The sequence below is a fragment of the Nostoc sp. C052 genome (assembly GCF_013393905.1).
In the GTDB taxonomy this organism is placed as follows: Bacteria; Cyanobacteriota; Cyanobacteriia; order Cyanobacteriales; family Nostocaceae; genus Nostoc.
In genome coordinates this window covers 1,580,873-1,600,025 of sequence record NZ_CP040272.1, presented here as the reverse complement: position 1 = coordinate 1,600,025, position 19,153 = coordinate 1,580,873, and the positions used below count along the sequence as shown (strand labels likewise).

Here is a 19,153-nt window from a genome sequence, read left to right as displayed (position 1 = left end):
ATTAATTGTTTCAATACGGAGTAAATCAATGATTTCACTAAAATCAAGCTTAATTATTATAGGAAGTGTAGGGCTGTTTTTTTTGGGAGCTTGTAGTAATAGTAATCAAGCAGCTAATACAGAAAAAAGTCCAGCTATTTCTACCTCAAGTGCCAATTCTCCAGCTTCACCTGTTGCCAAAACATCTACCCAGCATGGTGAATCTAAAGGAGGTCAAGTTGTAGAGAAAGGAGCCTATCATTTAGAGTTTGTCCCTGAGAAAGAAGCTAATGGAACTCATATAGATTTATATTTGCTAAAAGGCGACAATCACGAAGCAATATCTAATGCTAAAGTGAAGGCAAAAGTTCAAACACCTGATGGAGGTCAGAAAACTTTAAACCTTACTTATGACAAAGAAGGTAAACACTATAATGTTTTGCTGCCAGAAAAATCTTCTGGTCAATATCAAGTGAAGATACTTGTGGATGTTGATGGCAAAAAAGTAGACGGTCGTTTTAGTTTTAATAAGTAAATCTGTAAGCATTTGCTTGTTTCTCTTTGCGTCCTTCTCCCTTCTCTACGAGACGCTAACGCGAATGCGGTTCGTTAATGAAAATTCACTTTCACAAAAAGTTTCAACCTGAACTAAACCGTATTAGGACGTACCCAAATTTCATCTTGATTTCATCTGTCTCTGTCAAGCTAGTTAATAGAAGATTTATTTTTAAAAATGAGTCTGAGACTAGATTAACAAGATTGATTTATGAGAGATTTGAAATGCTGAAAAGATTCATTTTCACAGCTGCGGTTAGTTTGACACTTACAGCTTCATTTTCTGCTGTCTATGCCAGTCAAATACCAGATACCAAGAGTTTTCCTCATATTCTTAGCACAGTGCAATTTCCTCAGACTAAATGGGGAATTATTCGGCATACTTTCAAATTGGAAAATCCTCAAAATAGTAGTGCTATTACCCAAATAAATATCGATGTTCCACCGGGTTTAACTGTAAAAAATGATTTCAGTATTTCTGATCAATCTGGTCGAAAGATTCAGGCAAATACCACTGTTAACGGTAACAAGATTGCGATCGCTTTCGCCCAAGTTGTTGCCCCTGCGAATATACTCAATATTGATCTGAATAGAGTAAACCGAAAAGGAACTTCAAATGCTTGGCTCTACCGAGTTTCTGCTAAATTTGTTGGTAGTGATGCAGAAATTCCTGTAGGTGTAGCCCAGTTTCGAATCTACTTTTGATAGATTTTTAAACCTTGATGAGGTAAAGGCGGTTCTCAGAATATCAATTTAAGAGATATTAATTAATCGTTGGCTGGTAAATTATATGAGAGTCCTGCTAGTCGAAGATGAGCCTGATTTGGGTTCGGCAATTAAGCGTACCTTGAATCTGGAAAAATATGTAGTTGACTGGGTTTTAGATGGTGATGAAGCATGGGATTATCTAGAAAACCAGTGGACGCAGTATACTTTGGCTATTATCGATTGGATGTTGCCAGGATTGTCTGGGCTAGAACTGTGTAGTCGCCTACGAATACGACGTAATCCTCTGCCAGTTTTGATGCTGACAGCTAAAGATCGGATGGAAGATAAAGTTGCTGGGCTGGATGCGGGTGCTGATGATTATCTCGTGAAGCCCTTTGGTATGGCGGAATTGTTGGCGCGGTTGCGCGCTTTGCAGAGGCGATCGCCCCAATTTCAATCCAAGGAATTAACTGTTGGCAACCTGACTCTTGATTACAGTAACAGCATGGTTGTCAGTCACAACCATCAAGGGGATAAACAGGTTATTCCTTTAACTAATAAAGAATTCCAGCTACTAGAGTATTTTATGAAGCACCCGCACCAAATTGTCACAACTGAACAGATTCGCAATCAGCTTTGGGAGGTGAGTGCAGAACCCGTTAGTAATGTGGTGGCGGCTCAAATACGTTTGCTGCGCCGCAGATTAGCTAATAGTGGCTGTGGGAACCCCATTGAAACTATGCATGGTGTGGGATATCGTCTTAATCTCGCCGATGAATCAAAATAAACTCTTTAACCTAACCCGCATTCGTTTGGCTCTGTGGTATGCGGTTGTTATGGCTGTGATTTTAAGCCTATGCGGATTCGGTGTCTACAAAGCTGTATCCCATGCTCATTGGGTAGCATTAGACCGAGAATTGGAATCTGTTGCGGGAACAATACACGACAGTATCGAACTGAAACTAAAGCAACCTGGACACATTGAACCAGTTGTACAGCAGCTGTTACCAAATATTTGTGTAATTGGAGAAAGCTGCATTCAACAGCAGTCAAGTTCTAAAAAGCATATTCTCAGCGCCATCCATCAAGGCTACTACTATGTACGTTTTTTTGATAATTCAGGACGCTTGATTGCGATCGCAGGTTCTCATCCAGATGAACTTTCTCTAGTCTTTAACAAGGAACTTTGGCAAACGATAAAAGATAGCAAAGGCAAGCCATACCACCAAATTTCCTTTGGACTGCACACTCAAGACAATCGTGATTGGGGATACATCCAAGTCGGGCGAAGTCTGGAAGATTTCAATAGTTATCTGGATGCTGTGAAATTAATTTTAGTCGTGGGATTACCTACAACGATGGTTGTAGTTAGTTTTGCTAGTTGGTGGTTAGCAGGATTAGCAATGCAACCTATTTATCAATCTTATAGACAAATCCAACAATTTACAGCCGATGTTGCACATGAGTTGCGAACACCTTTAGCTGCAACACAAGCAACGGTGGAATCAGCATTGTTAATGCCGAAATTGGATGAAATCGAAGCGCAGGACATTCTACAAACTATAAACCGTCAGAATCATCGACTTACTTCTTTAGTTGTTGATTTACTCCTGTTAGCTCGTTTAGATCGGCAAAATATCCCATTACGACATGAACTCTGTTGCTTAAATGATATTGTCAACGACTTAATAGAGGAATTTGCAGCGATCGCCTTTTCGGCTAAAGTAACCCTCATATCTGCAATCCAAGTCGAACAACCTCTGAATATCATAGGTGATTCTGACCAGCTTTATCGTCTGGTTTCTAATTTAATTATCAATGCAATTCAATACACGCCACAATCTGGAAAGGTGACTGTTGTCTTAGATCGCAGTGAAAATTATGCTGTGATTCAGGTTCAAGATACAGGTATTGGTATTCCTCACCAAGAACTGACTCGGATTTTTGATCGCTTTTACCGAGTAAATAGCGATCGCTCTCGTAAAACTGGCGGTTCTGGATTAGGATTAGCGATCGCTCAGGCAATTATTCAGTCACACCAAGGTAGTTTAAATGTGCAGAGTCAGTTAGGTAAAGGCAGCACTTTTACTATTCAATTACCCTTAGATGTCACGCCAATTTCCCAATTTAAATTGCTGTATCGTCGCCAGCGTAAATTTAAATAAAAATTATTTTACCAAACTTTACTCATATTCAAAATAAACCCAGGCAATACCGACTCGCCGCCAACAGTCGCAGGATTATCTAAACATTCCTCTGGCAATCCAGGACGATAAATATAAACTTTACGCTGCTTACGGTCGATCAACCAGCCTAACTGTATTCCTGGCTCATTCATATATTCCTCCATTTTTTCTTTCAAAGTTTGGAGGTTGTCGCTAGGAGATTTGAGTTCGACTACAAAATCTGGACAAATGGGTACAAACTTTTCTTGTTGTTTTGGAGACAGAGAATTCCACCGTTCTAGTTTAATCCAAGAAGCATCTGGCGATCTGTTTGCACCTGTTGATAGTTTAAATCCAGTACTAGAGTCAAAAGTTATACCTGTACTATCTTGTTCCGACCACACCCACAGTTGCCCAAAGATGTTGCCTCCACGGTTGCCTGTTGTTCCACCTGTAGGCGGCATAATTGATATCTCTCCAAATTTATTTCGCTCAATGCGTAAATCACGATTCACCTGACAGAACTCAAAAAATTGTTCGTCTGTCATTTGCATTGATGACGGAATTTGCAAAACCAAAGGAGATGAAAACATCGGGATTTCCTCCAGGTTCGGATGCCTAGCCAACTGACTATATTCTCACGCAAATAAGAAAAGACGCCAAGATATAACTTTGCGTCTAATGCACGAAATCATTTTCAGATTTACTTGTTAGGCTGAGGAGTTAGACGCAGATAGGGTTTTACTTCCTCGTAACCTTTGGGGAATTTCTGTTTGAGTACTTCTGGATCTTTCAGTGAGGGGACAATTACAACATCCTCTCCATCTTTCCAGTCAGCTGGTGTCGCCACACTGTAATTATCAGTCAATTGCAGAGAATCAATCACCCGCAAAAGTTCATCAAAGTTGCGTCCCGTACTGGGAGGATAGGTGAAAGTGAGACGGAGTTTCTTGTTAGGGTCAATCACGAACACCGATCGCACTGTCACCGCCGCATTAGCATTGGGGTGGATCATGTCGTACAGATCGGAAACTTTGCGATCTGCATCCGCCAAAATTGGGTAGTTAAGGGTGGTGCTTTGAGTTTCTTCAATGTCTCCCACCCAGCCTTTGTGAGATTCAACGTTATCAACGCTAAGTGCGATCGCTTTGACATTGCGCTTGTCAAATTCTGGTTTTAGCTTGGCAACTGTGCCGAGTTCTGTTGTACAAACAGGTGTAAAATCAGCAGGGTGAGAAAACAGCACAACCCAGCTGTCACCTGCCCATTCGTAAAAATCGATGTCGCCGTATGTTGAGGCTTGCGTAAAGTTTGGTACTGTGTCACCTAGACGAACCATGTGAGATTCCCTGTAGTTAGAAAGGCATATATATTCTAGTATGCTATCATCCCATAAAACCCCCATTCCCCAATCGGGCTTTAGCGGTTTGAAACAAAATTTTAGGTTGTCAGCACTCTCAGATAAAGTACAAGAGAGAAGTAAAAATTAATAAAAGGGACTAAGTATTGGGGTAATGAGACTCTTTATCAGACCGATGAAGAAGATAGTGTCTTCTTTCCCAATTCCCAGTCCCCAATTCCCATTCCCTTTTACTGATGATGATAGTAATCTTTTTACTTAGTGGTGTTATTCTCAGTACATTTGCAAGCTTTGTTTTTGGAGTTCCCTGGTTAATGCCGATTTTGGGTGCTGCTGTCCCGTATCCTATTTTCTTTTTACAAGTGCGTCGTCAACAATATAAAAGTGCTTTTTGGTGGATGTTACTTTGGGGAGTATTGCAGAGTATTGCCGTAATTGTAGCAACAGCGATCGCACCAGAAACAGCCGCAAAAGTCATCCTCCGTGGACAGTCATACACTACAGAGATGTTCCACTGGATTCGCACAGGAGAAGGTATGGAAGGAACAATCAGTTTATTTTTACCAGACCATTTATGGCAATACGGAATTTTTTGTATTCTCTGCGTTGTCACCTTAAGTAGTGCGGCATTGATATTCGGCACTTGGATGCTGAACTACATGAATTTTTATGTTGCTGAATTAGTGAAAATGAGTGTTAAACCTTGGTTAGCAGCTATTTTAGGGTGGTATCCGTGGTCAATTTTGCGGATAATCGGGTTTATTGCCACTGGGGTGGCTTTAGCTGCATTAGGATTAAATCTATTAACTCGCATCAGAGGCGAAGTTCCGAAATCTCCCTTTCCGAAAACTTATATGTTGATTGGGATTGGTTTTGTGATTGCGGATATTGTTGTCAAAGCAGTTCTAGCACCTATTTGGCAAAAACTGCTATTGTCTGCGTTGGGTTAAATTCATTTATTCGTCAGAATTTTCTCGTAAGCTTGGATTGTTTGCTTTGCGATCGCATCCCAGCTAAAATTTTCTAAGGCATATTTTTGGGCGTTTAATCCCCGTCGTTGGCGTTCTGCGGGATTTTGCAAAGCTTCTTGCAGTAACTCTACCAATACTTGCACATCTGTTGCACCTACCCAACCCGACTCACTATCACGTATCTGTTGACAAATATGCACTTGGTCAGAAATGACTACGGGTACACCTGCTACCATCGCTTCAGCTACAGCAATCCCAAAATTTTCGTAGTAGGAAGGCAAGACAAATAAATCGGCAGCTTGTAGTAAACTAACTTTAAGTTCACCAGTGACAAAGCCCGTAATTGTAGTGTGCGATCGCAGTGGTGAATTTTGAATTTGGGAAATTATCTTTTGTTCGTAATCTGGATCTTGAGGATTTGTCCCAGCTAAGACAAAATGAAACTTATAACCAACCCCTAATAGTTTTTCTAGCGCTGGAATCAACAAATTTAACCCCTTTTTTGGGTCAATGCGTGACATAAACAGTACTAAAGGTACGTCTTTTGGTATTTCTAATTGACTACATATATTTGTCAGACGAGATTGCGGGGGAATTACACCTAAAGGAATTACCAAATCTGGCGTAGAGACTCCAAATCGTTCTGATATTTTAGCTTCTTGATCGCTGGTAAAATGAATTGCTGCGGCACTAGCTAAATTTTGACGTTCTATAATTGCCACATAAAGCTGTTTTAATTGCTTTTTCTTCCGTAAATCAGCCGGATCGAGAGTACCCAAAGGGCGGAAAATATAAGGTAGCTTCTGCTGACGACACACAATAGCAGCAGCACTAATTATAGGCGAGAATAAAGCATGAATATGTGCGATGTCAAACTCGTGAGCATGACGTTTTAGCCAGTTTAATAAATCTAGGGAAAATTTGTAGCGACGAAACGGGGCGCAACGAAAGTAAATTATTTCATAGCCATCTTGTTTAATTGGGCGATTTAAAGGAACATCCAGAGGTCTTTGACCATTATCGCCATTACTATCAGTTGTCAGAATTGTAACTTCCACTCCCTCTTTTACCAATGCTGGCGCTAGCCCTAGTACCATTTGACTGGGGCCGCCGTAAATCAAAGAAATTGAGGGAACAATTTGTAATATTTTCATTTTTTATTTGCTAATGATCAATGACTAATGACCAATGACCAACTCTTGATAAAACTCTAATTGCTGTTTAGCCAAAGCTTTATTTGTATATTTAATCATTGCTTTTTGATAACCCATTTCACCAAGATTATGAGCAAAATCTGGTTGATCCATTAATTGAACTAAGCAATTAGCAAGAGCTTGAACATCACCTTCAGGAAACACTAAACCAGCATCGCCAATTACATAGGGAATTTCACCAGAATCAGAACCAATTACAGGTACTTGGCAAGCCATCGCTTCAATTAGCACATGACCAAATTGTTCTTTCCAGCCAACAGAAGTTAAGGTTTTAAACTTGTAAGTTGTTTCTGAAGGTAATACTAAAGTACTCATTAAATTGATATAATTTGTCACCTCGTCATGAGGAACACTTTCTATCAAAATAAACCGTTCTTTAATATTGTTTTCTGCTGCTATCTTAATTAATTCACTTTGCAACTCTCCCCGACCCAGCAAGAGTAATTTCCAAGGTTTATTTTTCAAGGTGATTAAGGCTTGTAAAAGTGTCAATAAACCCTTTTCTTGCACAAATCGTCCAACAAAACCCACCACAAAATCTTCTTTTTCAATGCCAAATTTAGCTGCCAACTCTGGTTGGTTTTTGGGAGTAAATAGACTTTCATCTACGCCCAGTTGTGGCATAACTTTAATTGCTCCTTGATATCCCCGTTCTCGCAAAACTTCTGCGCCATCCTGATTGCCAGAAATAATGCCGTGGCTGTGATTGAGGTTATATTTTTCTAATAAAGCAATTGGTGGTTTGAGATTATATGGAAGATTCCACCAGGTAAAAAATAAATTTTTTGCCTTCAGTCCTAATAGCTGATTTAAGGCAATCATTTGAGTATAGGCTAAGGCTCTAGACCCTTGCTCTACCTGGATGATTTGGGGACGAAATTGTTTTAATAAAGATATCAAGTCAGCACCAAAGGTCAGAAGTCCTTGGTGATTTTGACTAAAGTTAGAAACTGGAACTATTTTAAATGTGCCTTCATCACGGTATTCAGTTTCAATAATTCTGTTTTGGACGCCACCTGGTTTCCAGCGCTTTGGAACTACAACTGTCACTTCAATATCGGGTTCTAATTGAGATAAAGTGCGTAATTTTTCACAGTTGAGGTCTACGATATAAGTATGACTAGCAACTAAAATTTTCATTTATCCTTTGTTATTCACTAATGACTAATGCCTAAACTTGTTCATCTAATCGACTGTAAACTTGACCATCGTTCCATATTGATTGGATGACAGTACCCAAGGCTTTGAAAAAACCCAAAGTGTAGAAAATAGCGCGAGTAGCAATTTTGATAGGTGAACCGCTTTTATGGCAAGGTGGTCGTCCTAGAACGTGACAGTCAAATAAACGGGCGTATAGGCGTAAAGCTTGAGTTGCAGTCAGGTTTTTCAGCCCTAGTAGGAAATGGTTGTGATAAAAGGTGAGTTGATATTTGAGCGATCGCATACTAATATCATGACAACCCCCTGTTTCTTCGCCTAAATGTACTAAATGGGCTTCTGGGTCGTACCAAATTTTATACCCTGTTTGTCGCACCCGCAAACAAAAATCTGACTCTTCGCGTACTGCACTACCACGAAACCTTTCATCAAACCTTAGTCCGTACTTAGTAAAGATTTCGCGGCGAAATGACATATTGCAACCCCTTGTTGTCAAAACTTGCTGGGGTTTGGTGGTATGTACTAAATCAATATGATACCAGGCAATTCCTGGGTCCATAGCTTCGGGAGGCAGATATTCAATCTCTAAATCTCCTCCAGAATCACCTAATTTCATTCTGTCAAATACCCGTCCAGCAACAGCCCCCACTTCTGGATTTTGCAAATAATTTTTCGCATGGGCTGCTAACAATCCAGGGGTTAGCTGAACGTCATCATCAATAAATAATATTATTTCACCAGATGAGCGGCGAACAGCATAATTTCGCGCCCCTGGCAAACTCGCCCAATCTAAGCGCAACCATTTAATTTTAGCTGCATCCGCCATCTCTTCTAGGTAGGCTTGAATTTCTGGTTGATGCTTTGGAGTTTGGTCTACAACTAAAACTTCAAAATTGGGATAATCCTGTTTTAATACATCCACAATGCTATCTCGTAGCGCTTCCTCCCGCCCGTAAGTCGGAATGACTACAGTAATTAATGGCCAATTATTCATGAGTTTTTTTAAGTAATTTTACTACTTCTATAATAGCCTTGTAAAAATTAATTTTCTAGTTTTGTAGTGGCGTGGCGAGCTTAAAATAGTGCATTAGAGGATGTTTGAAAAGTATTAGGCGAATAGAATGCGCTACTACACAAAACTTAGTCCACCTCCGTGGACTAAGAGAAAATCAAGAGTTTTTAACCTACGGAGGTGGGTTTGGTTTGTATAGCTCCGGTGAGTAATGTCTTTCATCTCAGCACTAGGAACTCAGCACTTTTCATACTGCTGCGGCATAGAGATTATCAAATAACTCATTTTGCTTTTCAGAGTTATGCACAATTTGGGCTTGAGCTAATGCTCCTGCACTTAAAAATTCATAGTGTTCTTGTTTATCGGTTCTATCAAGAAATTGGATGATTTGTTCCAATGCTTTCTCTGCTAAATAGTCATAAGTACTATCAAGAATTTCCCAATATTCATTACTTTTGGTTTTCTCCCCATACATCCAATCACTCCAGTGCCTAATTTCATTAATTGGCAATTCTAAAATATAGCCATTTTCACCGTGACGGACAAACTCTGGTAAGGCACATACATTTGTTGTAATTACAGGGGTGGCAACAGAAAATCCTTCGATGATGCTAAAGCCATAAGTATCGTGTAGCGTAGCCATTAATTGAAAATGGCTTTGCAATAGTAACTCAATAACTTTATCATTAGGAATATATTTGTGAAAAACAACGTTATTTAAATTTAGTAGCTTTAAATCTTCCAGATATTTGGTGGTATCGGGGAAATCTGTAGGTACTCCTGAACCATGTCCCAGTCCTGATATGATATGGATGGTAAGAGGTAAACCTAGTTTTTCAGCTTTCTTTGCTAGCCTTAAAGCGACAACTCCACCTTTTCTAGCAATGTGATGCCCGACGAAAACAAGCTGTAAATTTTGGTCTGGTTGATAAGCTTTCGGTTGATCGACTCTAGTAGTAAAATTTGGATGAATTACATCCAATTTATCAGTTAATTTTTCTTCCGTTTTCCAGCCTTTTATCCGGTTAATAAATCTCAGCTTTGCATAATCTGATATAGCTATCAGTTTTTGACAATTGTCTAGCGCTAAACGATTGTTTAATAAGTCATAAACTATTGCCTCTTGTTTATTTTTAGGATTCCTATATAAAACCCGATGATCTTCAAATGTGAGAAACCAAGGCTTATTTGTATATACAATTCTGTTGAAAGAATGAATAGCGTGGTATTTTCCCCATAAAGGTTGCCAAGGCAGAAAGCTTGCTAAAGGATACCAAAGTTTTTCGATCGGATATCTGCCTGTAGGAAAAGATTTGAGTTGGAGTAGTGTATGCCTAGAATTACGCGGTAAGTTAGGAGTTCTGATGTGGTTCTGACCGCATACGATAATTTTTGCCATTTTTATTTCATTTAAATTGTTTTGAGACGTTTTTTCTTGTTTTTTTGCTGAGGATCGGCCTCTTCTTTATCTTGTTTCTCCAGTTCTGGCAATTTAAAAAGAACTCCCGCAAAAAACCAATAATAAACAGCAACCGGATCGACATCCAAAGGATAGTAGTAGGTGTTGTAGCTAATAAACAATATAAACACCCACAAAGCTGCTCCGTAACTGCGGAAATTACGGTTTTTTATGGAGCGATAGGTTTTAAAGGCAATAATGGTTAAACTTGTTACCAAACCCAGAAAGGCTAGTACTCCAAAAATTCCAACTTCAAAAAGTACTTTGGGGTAATAGGTTTCTACGAGCTTAGTTTTACCCATTACTCGGGCAGAGTTAGTTGCTCGACCTAAACCACTTCCCAAGGGGCCGTCTACGTTTTTCCAATTCTCTTCAAATTGCTGGACGATGAAATCTTGAGGTGGTGAAGCTTCCCATCTACCTGTAAAACTCTCGGTTCTCTGTTGCACGACTTCAGGGTTAGTCACCATTGCTATTCCCAGAACTAGAACCAATCCTATGCCTATGGGGATAAATCGTTTCAGGTTGCCAAGTTGTCCGGTGAGTAATAACAAAATCCCAAAGCAGATTGGTACTAAAGCTAAGGCAATTCTCTGTCCAGAGATTACAGCATTGATAAATACTGTCACTAAAGAACCTAAACCAATCAACCGCCATATTGGGGAGGGATCGGTGAAGCCAGTGGCAAAGGTAAAAAAGGTGCTGGAAATTAAGAACCATGCCCATTGCCAAGGGGCTACAAATGTCCCTGGTAAGCGAATAACCCCTTCTTCGGGACTATATAAGAGCGCTCCACCAAAATAACACCGAGCTTCTAGTGATGTGACAAATAGGGCATTTCCTTCAAGACCTCTAGTGCCTTTACATACACCAGTTAGTAGTAAAAAGTATTGAATAAATCCCAGCACACAGCAAATCAGTATGAGAGAAATCTGGAGGCGTGATAAAAATAGAAAATCCCGCTTATCTCGAATTAGATAGTAGGCACAACCAATCAGGGGGACATAGCCTAAAAATACTTTCAGTCCCAAAATACCCATGCCTAAAGGTATTTCTTGGGTTGCTTTTTCCAATAGTCCCAGTCTAGGCGGGTTAAACTGCTGTCCACCATTGATAAACAATAGTGTTAGCAGACTGCAAGCAAAGACTATATAAAGTGGGATTTTAATACCTTGGGGAATAATTATGGGTAGTCCCTGCTTGCGACAAGTCTGCCAAAGTCCAATTAGCGCTGGAACATAAAAGGCATCTTTAGCTAATTGGAGTATGGGACTATTGCCCAAGTAGTAGGTGATAGTACCCCCAATGGGTACGTAAATGATGAAGGCATATAGGGCTTGGCGCGGGTATTTGTAGGAAAGGGATATGACGAATATCCCTAAAACGCCTGGGACTGCTGCTTTAATTCCACCTACAAAAAAAAGTAGAATGCCAAAGAACGCACTGCCAAAGGTAGCGCTGGTGACTAAGCTAATAAATTCTTTACGTGCTTGGGCTGCTTTGCGCTTTTGGGCTAACTGTTCTTTAAGGCTAAGAGTAGGAGTTTCTTTTACAGCCTGTTTTTTGGATTTTTGATTTTTTGACTTAGATTTTGGCATAGTGGCGCTGTAGCCTATCAGCCTTAAAAACAATCTATAGCTTACATATAAATGGATTGCAATGGCTATAGTATGTACAAGCCAAATTCATCTTTAATTGATTGAGTTAGAGATTTTCGATCAAAAATATTAAAGTTTAACTTCATTGAACCGTAAAAAAGATTTTCTCCTGTTTCTACAATGTAAACTGCTCCCGGAAATGGTAATTGTTCAATAGGTTTATCTTTGCTTTCTAATACGCCTTTGATTTTACCGTGGTCTATATAATATTTATAGTATCCATAACCCCGATTATATTCTGCATTTTCTGGTAAGAAATTTAAGTCATATCGGAGAATATTGGATGTACCACACATTGAATAAAAATCTTTTCTTTTAATATATATATATTTACTACCTTCTTTATATTTATAACCCTTGTCGATAAACCATCCATTAGAGTTAGGATGTTGCTTAATAAATGCGGCTAAGTTTTTGCTGATGCAATCATCTGCATCAACTGCCATAGTATGAGTTGGAGAAAATTGATGAGCATACATTAATCCCTTCAAGATTTTTCGCCCTTTATCTGTGTCTCCTCTAGCTATAGGGTTTGTCTCGTTGGGAGAAGGAAAATCAACTGTAATGTAAGTAATCTGGGGATGATTAAATTCTATTTTTGGCTGTTCATGGCAAACGACAATAGCGTGAAAATCAGTAGAGGTTTGATTACAAATTGATTTGATGCATCTTTCAAAGGATTGGGTGACACGCTCCCAAGAATTGGAAACTTGTGGACTTTTAAGTGGGATAACAAAAACTAGCATTTTATTACCTTGTAGAAGATAATCAATGAATACACACAGACCTCTTTTCTTGTTATAAAAGAGGTTTAAAATATACGTCAAAGTGCAAATATACAGCAGAATTCAGGAGCGGAGCCGGAGACACTCCGCCTCCGGTCAGAATGGAATGGCACTAAGAAAACGTGAAGGCTTGTGTCAACTCGTTCCCAGTCTGAAGACTGGGAATGTATTCCAAAAGGCTCTGCCTCTGATCAGCCCACTGGAGGCGGAGCCTCCGAGAATGGGTTCCCAGCCTGGAGGCTGGGAACTAGTTAGGGCAAAGCTTATAGCTTTTCTTAGTGCCATTCGAGTCAGAATGGGCTACGCCCCAGAAGTAAAACAGTCGTAATCTCTGGCTTTGAGACTTAGCTTGTGTACTTCACTCAACTTGAAATCTGCTGTAAATAGTAAATTTTCCACAGATGACCAAGGCTGGTTAATTTGCAGAAACTATGATTACGAAAAATTTGCACTTGTGAAAGGTGAGATAGCAGCTACTCCCTTCTCCCAAAGAATACCTAATTTAATAAACTGTGAAGACGCGCAAGGGACGCGTCTGCTAGAGAAGAGAAGGACATCAAGAAAAAAGAAAAATATAGATAGGTAATCTGATTGTGGGAAGGGAGTAGGAAATGCCTATATGTGTTGCTGGACTTGCGAAACTAATTCATTTGTCCAGTGGTTTGCAAGGTCGGCATTTGCAGCTTCTACCATAACTCTGATCACTGGTTCTGTGCCAGAGGCACGAACCAAAATTCTGCCGGAATCTCCCATTGCAGCTTCAGCAAGTGCGATCGCTTGTTGCAGAGGTTGGCAATCTTGCCATCCTAAGCGGCGATCGCGATCGACGACTCGCACGTTCCGCAACAATTGGGGATAGGTTTGGAAGCTTTGATCTACTAATTCGCTTAAGGAAACGCCAGCCTCTCTCACCAAAGCTGCTATGTGTAATGCTGTTAATAAGCCATCCCCAGTTACAGCATAGTGACGGCAAAGAATATGACCTGATTGTTCACCACCTAGCATTCCCCCAGTGCGCTGCATTTCGGCTTGCACGTATTGGTCGCCAACTGCGGTACGAATTAAATTACCACCAATTTGCTGCCAAGCTTTTTCAAAGCCTAAGTTGGCCATGACTGTAGATACAATCAGATTGTCTGGCAATTGTTGGTTTTGTTGCAAGTGCCGTCCCCACAGGTAGAGAATGTAATCGCCGTTAACTTGCCTGCCTGTATTGTCTACTGCTAAGACGCGATCGGCGTCGCCATCGAAGGCAAAGCCGATGTCGGCGTTGTGTTCTTGTACTGTTGCTGCCAGAATATCTAGGTGTGTGGAACCACAGTTAACATTAATGCGATCGCCATCTGCTTCGTTATGCAGGCAGATTACCTCTGCCCCCATTTCTGTAAAAACTGATGGTGCTAACCCAACTGCTGCTCCCCATGCCAAGTCTAAAACAATCTTCATTCCCTGAAGATTTAGGGAACCGTTTAAGGGGTTTTTCAACGCCTCGCTATAATGTCCCACTAACTCAAAACGTGAGTAATGCCGCCCACAATTACTGACTCTAGTAATAGGTGATATCTTGCCACGCAGTCCCGCTTCTATTTCTGCCTGCAATGTTTGCGATAACTTCCCACCATTAGCACCAAAAATCTTAATCCCATTATCTTCTGGGGGATTGTGGCTGGCAGAAATCATCACTCCACCGATGGCATCAGTAATGCTGGTAAGATAGGCAATGCAAGGAGTGGGACATAACCCCAAATACCAAACTTCTAACCCTGCTGCTGTTAACCCTGCACTCAAAGCCATTGCCAGCATATCGCTGGAGTTTCTAGAGTCCTGTCCGAGGATGACTGGCCCTACTTGAGTCGCATGGTTACGTAAAACAATCCCCGTCCAAAAACCAACTTGTAATGCTAGGGGCGCACTCAATAATTCTCCCACTCGTCCGCGAATCCCATCTGTGCCAAATAAAGGATTTGCTGGTAGTGGGATTAAATTCTGTCCAAAACTGCTCTCAATCCCTTTGACCAATCCCTCAGCTTCGGAAGCAGAACCCCCAGGAATGCCTGATGTTCGAGTTATAGATGAAACCATATTTTTAAACACTCCACACAATCACACTGAAAAATAGCACTTAAGACTTTATTCAGCAATTCTGACATGCTTTTTCTCTTTAGAAATTCATTCTAGTTCAAGGCTTATTTCCGTAATAATACTGACTTTATGTCTCTGAAATTGTAAATATTTCATGAAGTAAGTATTGGTTTTTACATTATCAATAAAGTTTCCACATTTTAGCTAATTATTCCTTTTATGCCCTCAATTTTTGGATTGATTTTTATTTGTATTATTTGAGACTTTGCAATGACATAGAAATCCCATTTGATTTTTGAACGTATCGCGGTAGTCCTGCCACCGAAATGTAAAGTTATATTCTCTTAGGTTCATCAATGTATTAAAAGCTACATATTTATTGGAGCTTAAAAAATTTTAATATAAATTCTCATCAAATAGTTTTAAGGTAACGTTTTAATGGCTTTTTTAGCCGTTAGTGAATCGAAACTCCGGCAGTTAACTTTTTAAAGTTGAGAAATTTAGTATGAGCAGCAATTTAGCAACCAAATTACGTGTAGGCACTAAGAAAGCCCACACGATGGCAGAGAATGTAGGTTTTGTCAAGTGCTTTTTAAAAGGAGTAGTGGAAAAAAACTCCTACCGGAAACTAGTTGCTAACTTCTACTTCGTCTACTCAGCGATGGAAGAGGAAATGGAAAAGCATCGCCAGCACCCCATTGTTTCTAAAATTAACTTTCCTCAGCTAAATCGTAAACATACCCTAGAGCAAGACTTGAGTTATTACTTTGGTGCTAACTGGAGAGAGCAAATCAAACTATCTCCCGCAGGTGAAGCTTATGTCAAGCGCATTCGAGAAATATCTCAAACCGAACCAGAACTGTTAATCGCTCATTCATATACTCGTTACTTGGGTGACTTATCCGGGGGACAAATTCTTAAAAATATTGCTGTAACAGCGATGAATTTGTCGGAAGGGCAAGGAACAGCTTTTTATGAGTTTCCAGAAATTACTGATGAGAAGGCATTCAAAGCCAAATATCGGCAAATTTTGGATGAATTACCCCTTGATGATGCTACAACCGATCGCATCGTTGATGAAGCTAATGCCGCTTTTGGCACGAATATGAAAATGTTCCAGGAATTGGAAGGCAATTTAATTAAGGCGATTGGTGTAATGCTTTACAACAGCCTCACACGGCGTCGTACACGCGGTAGTACTGAACTCGTCACTGCTGAGTAATAAGTGCTGTGTGTAGAGTCATGCAGCAGGTTTTGAGGCAGGAGGCAGATGATTCTGTATCTCATTTACTTGCAAACTGCTGTAATTCCAGATAGCCTGATGAAAAATAATTCATAGGTGTTTTTGGAGAAAGAGCGATAGCTAAAAAACGCTCAAAATATTTAGGGGCAATAGCCCTGTGACTGCTTTTGATTCGTGAAAGCAAGCATGGGGAAATTGCCCCTCAATTATGTTTAGTAGGCGATTAAATTTTTGAGAGCATCTTTAGCATCAGCGTTTTCTGGAGCTATTCGCCAAATATGAGTGGCTTCTTCATAATTTTTCACTTCTTCGGCAGATGTCGCTTTTTGTTCCAACTCCTCAACCGTTTGTGCCACAGTGATTTGAGGAATCAAAACCAAACCGAAACTCCACAAAAACGGCAATGTTTTCCGGTTTGCCATAGACTTTCAGCTTAAAATAACTAAGTCAATCTTCAAACCAAGCTTAATCTCAGTATTTAAGTTTGTAACCCGTAAAACTTACCATACTGGGTAAATCAGGCAAAAATATGGCTACGAAAATTCCTGTCACAGTGATTACAGGCTTCTTGGGTAGTGGAAAAACCAGCCTAATTCGCCACCTACTACAAAACAACCAAGGACGCCGCATTGCCGTTTTAGTCAATGAATTTGGCGAACTCGGTATTGATGGCGAATTGTTAAAATCCTGTCAAATTTGCCCCGAAGATGGTGAGGGCGATATCAATACTAATATCTTTGAATTAACTAACGGCTGCTTATGCTGCACCGTGCAAGAAGAGTTTTACCCGATGATGCAAGAGTTAATCAAGCGGCGAGATAGCATCGACTGCATTTTGATTGAAACCTCTGGTTTAGCCTTACCAAAACCGCTGGTAAAGGCTTTTCGTTGGCAAGAAATTCGTAATGCTGCCACTGTAGATGCGGTGATTACGGTGGTAGATTGTGCGGCGGTAGCAGCGGGGACATTTGCTAGCGATCTAGAGGCGATCGCAGCCCAGCGCCAAGCTGATGATAATCTAGAACACGAAACACCCTTGCAAGAACTGTTTGAAGACCAACTTGCTTGTGCAGACTTGGTGGTATTAAATAAAATTGATTTGGTAGATGCCGAGACAAAAGCCAGAGTTGAGGAATTGATTAAGCAAGAGTTGCCCAGAGTGGTGAAGATTGTCGAGACCGATGCCTACGGCGGGCATTCTCAACTTGATGCATCTATATTATTAGGATTCCAAGCCGCAGTTGAAGACAATTTAGATTCTCGTCCTAGTCATCACGATACCGAAGAAGACCACAATCACGACGAAGAAATTACCTCAACTAATTTAATTTTGGATCGTACCTTTGACCCAGAAAAGCTGCAACAGCAGTTAGAAAAATTAGCACAACAACAAGAAATTTACCGGATTAAAGGCTTTGTCGCAGTGCCAAATAAATCCATGCGCTTAGTCATGCAAGGCGTGGGAACCCGATTTGATAAATTTTACGATCGCCCCTGGAAACCAGAAGAGGCTAGGCAAACGCGCTTAGTTTTCATCGGGCGTGATTTGAAGTCTTCGGAAATTGAATCACAACTTGTAGCTTTATAATTATACCCAGACCCCCGACTTCTTAAATAAGTCGAGAATCTTTCTCCTGAGAGTTAAGAGTTATGGGAACTCCAAGAAATAAATTATCCAATCTTGTGGGGTGGGCGTCTCGCCCGCCATATCGATTGAGCGGGCAAGATGCCCACCCCACAAGAGTTAATTAAATATTTTTTTATTTGGAAGTCCCTATAAATAACTAGTTAATTCAAAACAAAAATTCTTCACTTTTCACTTGACAAAAATATGACGATTTCTCAACTATTTAACGTTGCCAATCTTTTCGTATTACCATTTTGGGCGTTGATGATTTTATTGCCAAACTGGAAAGTCACACGTCAAATAATGTCATCATATCTACCCTTTGTGCTTTTAGCAGGGACATATTTATATTTGTTTATTAACAGCATTACGCCAGAAAATGCCCAAGCTTTATCGAATCCTCAATTAGCTGATATTGCGCGATTCCTTGGAGATGAAACAGCTGCGGCAACAGGTTGGATTCATTTTTTAGTGATGGATTTATTCGTCGGTCGGTGGATTTATTGGGAAGGACAGAAAACAGGTATTTGGACAATTCACTCTTTGGCTTTGTCTTTGTTCGCTGGGCCTTTAGGATTACTATCTCACATCTTGACTGACTGGATTACTAAGACATTTTTCCCCAAGTTTCAGCAGAATGAAACGGCGACGTTAGCAGAACCAGAAGTATCATCAACTGGCACATAGTAGGGTGGTACAGATTTGCCACCCTATTATTGATAATTGGTAATAGTTTATGAAGCAGGGGAAGGGGGAAAGGGGAAGGGGAAAAGGTAAAAACCGTACTGCGTCCCGCTCCGCTAACGCCCGCAAGTGGCGCGAAATAATCCAAATTTTATGAGGAAGGTAAAAACCTTGCCTGCAAGTGGCGCGACCTGTTCATCCCTTTCTCCTTTAACCTTTAACCTTTAACCTTTTCCCTTTTATTCCGATTACCAATTATCTGATTTTCAAATCATTAACCGTTATCGTGTCTATAATCGGCATCTAACCAACAGCGTGGGAGAACTTCACCAGAAGGAAAAACAAGATTTTCTTTCTTAAAAGTATCAGGTGGCTGTTCTTCTTCACCTTGTTGTTCTCGTCCGTGAACGACATCATTATTCGGGTCAAGCAATTCTTGAATTTCCAGAATTTTTACCAATTCACCAGAGTTTTTGATTTGTAAAAGCATAGA

At 40.3% G+C, this 19,153-nt stretch carries 20 protein-coding genes; 9 read left to right on the top strand and 11 right to left on the bottom strand.

What is annotated here, in order from left to right; all coding sequences use genetic code 11:
- Positions 1 to 28: 28 nt before the first annotated feature.
- From FD723_RS06450 to rppB, 4 genes are all read left to right on the top strand, one after another.
- Positions 29 to 514: a hypothetical protein gene (locus FD723_RS06450; protein WP_179064580.1), complete on the top strand. Its 486-nt coding sequence runs from the start codon at positions 29 to 31 to the stop codon at positions 512 to 514.
- A 245-nt stretch (positions 515 to 759) separates the two neighbouring features.
- The gene (locus FD723_RS06445; protein ID WP_256875093.1) at positions 760 to 1,239 is read left to right on the top strand and encodes a hypothetical protein; all 480 of its coding nucleotides are present in this window, start codon (positions 760 to 762) and stop codon (positions 1,237 to 1,239) included.
- 85 nt (positions 1,240 to 1,324) lie between these two features.
- Positions 1,325 to 2,029 (top strand): two-component system response regulator RppA, encoded by a 705-nt coding sequence (gene rppA, locus FD723_RS06440; RefSeq protein WP_179064579.1) that lies wholly within the window; start codon positions 1,325 to 1,327, stop codon positions 2,027 to 2,029.
- Entirely contained in the window at positions 2,016 to 3,407 is a 1,392-nt protein-coding gene (rppB, locus tag FD723_RS06435; protein WP_179064578.1) for a two-component system sensor histidine kinase RppB, read from the top strand. The genes rppA and rppB overlap by 14 nt, the downstream gene beginning before the upstream one ends.
- 8 nt (positions 3,408 to 3,415) lie before the next feature.
- On the opposite strand, the gene FD723_RS06430 is transcribed toward rppB, so the two are convergent.
- Together FD723_RS06430 and FD723_RS06425 are read right to left on the bottom strand one after the other, a co-directional pair.
- Entirely contained in the window at positions 3,416 to 4,000 is a 585-nt protein-coding gene (locus FD723_RS06430) for a Uma2 family endonuclease (protein WP_179064577.1), read from the bottom strand.
- 110 nt (positions 4,001 to 4,110) lie between these two features.
- Positions 4,111 to 4,746: a peroxiredoxin gene (locus FD723_RS06425; protein WP_179064576.1), complete on the bottom strand. Its 636-nt coding sequence runs from the start codon at positions 4,744 to 4,746 to the stop codon at positions 4,111 to 4,113.
- Positions 4,747 to 5,003: 257 nt separating this feature from the next.
- Between FD723_RS06425 and FD723_RS06420 the strand changes: the two genes are divergently transcribed.
- Positions 5,004 to 5,717: a hypothetical protein gene (locus FD723_RS06420; RefSeq protein WP_179064575.1), complete on the top strand. Its 714-nt coding sequence runs from the start codon at positions 5,004 to 5,006 to the stop codon at positions 5,715 to 5,717.
- 2 nt (positions 5,718 to 5,719) lie between these two features.
- Here the strand turns inward: FD723_RS06420 and hpsP are convergent, their stop codons facing one another.
- The 6 genes from hpsP to FD723_RS06390 all read right to left on the bottom strand — a co-directional run bounded on the left by hpsP (position 5,720) and on the right by FD723_RS06390 (position 12,985).
- Positions 5,720 to 6,892 carry a hormogonium polysaccharide biosynthesis glycosyltransferase HpsP gene (gene hpsP / locus FD723_RS06415; RefSeq protein WP_179064574.1) on the bottom strand — a complete coding sequence of 391 codons (1,173 nt, stop codon included), beginning with the start codon at positions 6,890 to 6,892 and terminating at the stop codon, positions 5,720 to 5,722.
- Between the two features lie 24 nt (positions 6,893 to 6,916).
- Positions 6,917 to 8,092: a hormogonium polysaccharide biosynthesis glycosyltransferase HpsO gene (gene hpsO / locus FD723_RS06410; RefSeq protein ID WP_179064573.1), complete on the bottom strand. Its 1,176-nt coding sequence runs from the start codon at positions 8,090 to 8,092 to the stop codon at positions 6,917 to 6,919.
- Positions 8,093 to 8,123: 31 nt separating this feature from the next.
- Positions 8,124 to 9,104: a hormogonium polysaccharide biosynthesis glycosyltransferase HpsN gene (gene hpsN, locus FD723_RS06405; RefSeq protein WP_179064572.1), complete on the bottom strand. Its 981-nt coding sequence runs from the start codon at positions 9,102 to 9,104 to the stop codon at positions 8,124 to 8,126.
- Positions 9,105 to 9,369: 265 nt separating this feature from the next.
- Positions 9,370 to 10,521, bottom strand: a complete 1,152-nt coding sequence (locus FD723_RS06400; RefSeq protein ID WP_179064571.1) for a glycosyltransferase family 4 protein — start codon at positions 10,519 to 10,521, stop codon at positions 9,370 to 9,372.
- 11 nt (positions 10,522 to 10,532) lie between these two features.
- Positions 10,533 to 12,179, bottom strand: a complete 1,647-nt coding sequence (hpsL, locus tag FD723_RS06395) for a hormogonium polysaccharide biosynthesis protein HpsL (protein ID WP_179064570.1) — start codon at positions 12,177 to 12,179, stop codon at positions 10,533 to 10,535.
- Between the two features lie 65 nt (positions 12,180 to 12,244).
- The gene (locus FD723_RS06390; protein ID WP_179064569.1) at positions 12,245 to 12,985 is read right to left on the bottom strand and encodes a glycosyltransferase family 2 protein; all 741 of its coding nucleotides are present in this window, start codon (positions 12,983 to 12,985) and stop codon (positions 12,245 to 12,247) included.
- A gap of 145 nt (positions 12,986 to 13,130) precedes the next feature.
- On the opposite strand from FD723_RS06390, the gene FD723_RS06385 reads away from it, so the two are divergent.
- Entirely contained in the window at positions 13,131 to 13,352 is a 222-nt protein-coding gene (locus tag FD723_RS06385; protein ID WP_179064568.1) for a hypothetical protein, read from the top strand.
- A 287-nt stretch (positions 13,353 to 13,639) separates the two neighbouring features.
- On the opposite strand, the gene glmM is transcribed toward FD723_RS06385, so the two are convergent.
- Complete coding sequence (gene glmM, locus FD723_RS06380) at positions 13,640 to 15,106, bottom strand: phosphoglucosamine mutase (RefSeq protein ID WP_179064567.1); 1,467 nt, start codon at positions 15,104 to 15,106, stop codon at positions 13,640 to 13,642.
- Between the two features lie 505 nt (positions 15,107 to 15,611).
- Here glmM and FD723_RS06375 point away from each other — a divergent pair.
- A complete protein-coding gene (locus FD723_RS06375) occupies positions 15,612 to 16,328 on the top strand; it encodes a heme oxygenase (biliverdin-producing) (protein ID WP_179064566.1) in 717 nt (238 codons plus the stop codon).
- A 233-nt stretch (positions 16,329 to 16,561) separates the two neighbouring features.
- Here FD723_RS06375 and FD723_RS06370 read toward each other — a convergent pair whose 3' ends face one another.
- A complete protein-coding gene (locus tag FD723_RS06370) occupies positions 16,562 to 16,771 on the bottom strand; it encodes a hypothetical protein (protein ID WP_179064565.1) in 210 nt (69 codons plus the stop codon).
- Between the two features lie 107 nt (positions 16,772 to 16,878).
- Between FD723_RS06370 and cobW the strand changes: the two genes are divergently transcribed.
- Positions 16,879 to 17,937, top strand: a complete 1,059-nt coding sequence (gene cobW / locus FD723_RS06365) for a cobalamin biosynthesis protein CobW (protein WP_179064564.1) — start codon at positions 16,879 to 16,881, stop codon at positions 17,935 to 17,937.
- A 243-nt stretch (positions 17,938 to 18,180) separates the two neighbouring features.
- Entirely contained in the window at positions 18,181 to 18,663 is a 483-nt protein-coding gene (locus FD723_RS06360; protein ID WP_179064563.1) for an ABA4-like family protein, read from the top strand.
- 271 nt (positions 18,664 to 18,934) lie between these two features.
- Here FD723_RS06360 and FD723_RS06355 read toward each other — a convergent pair whose 3' ends face one another.
- Positions 18,935 to 19,150, bottom strand: a complete 216-nt coding sequence (locus FD723_RS06355; protein ID WP_179064562.1) for an acetyltransferase — start codon at positions 19,148 to 19,150, stop codon at positions 18,935 to 18,937.
- Between the last annotated feature and the right edge of the window lie 3 nt (positions 19,151 to 19,153).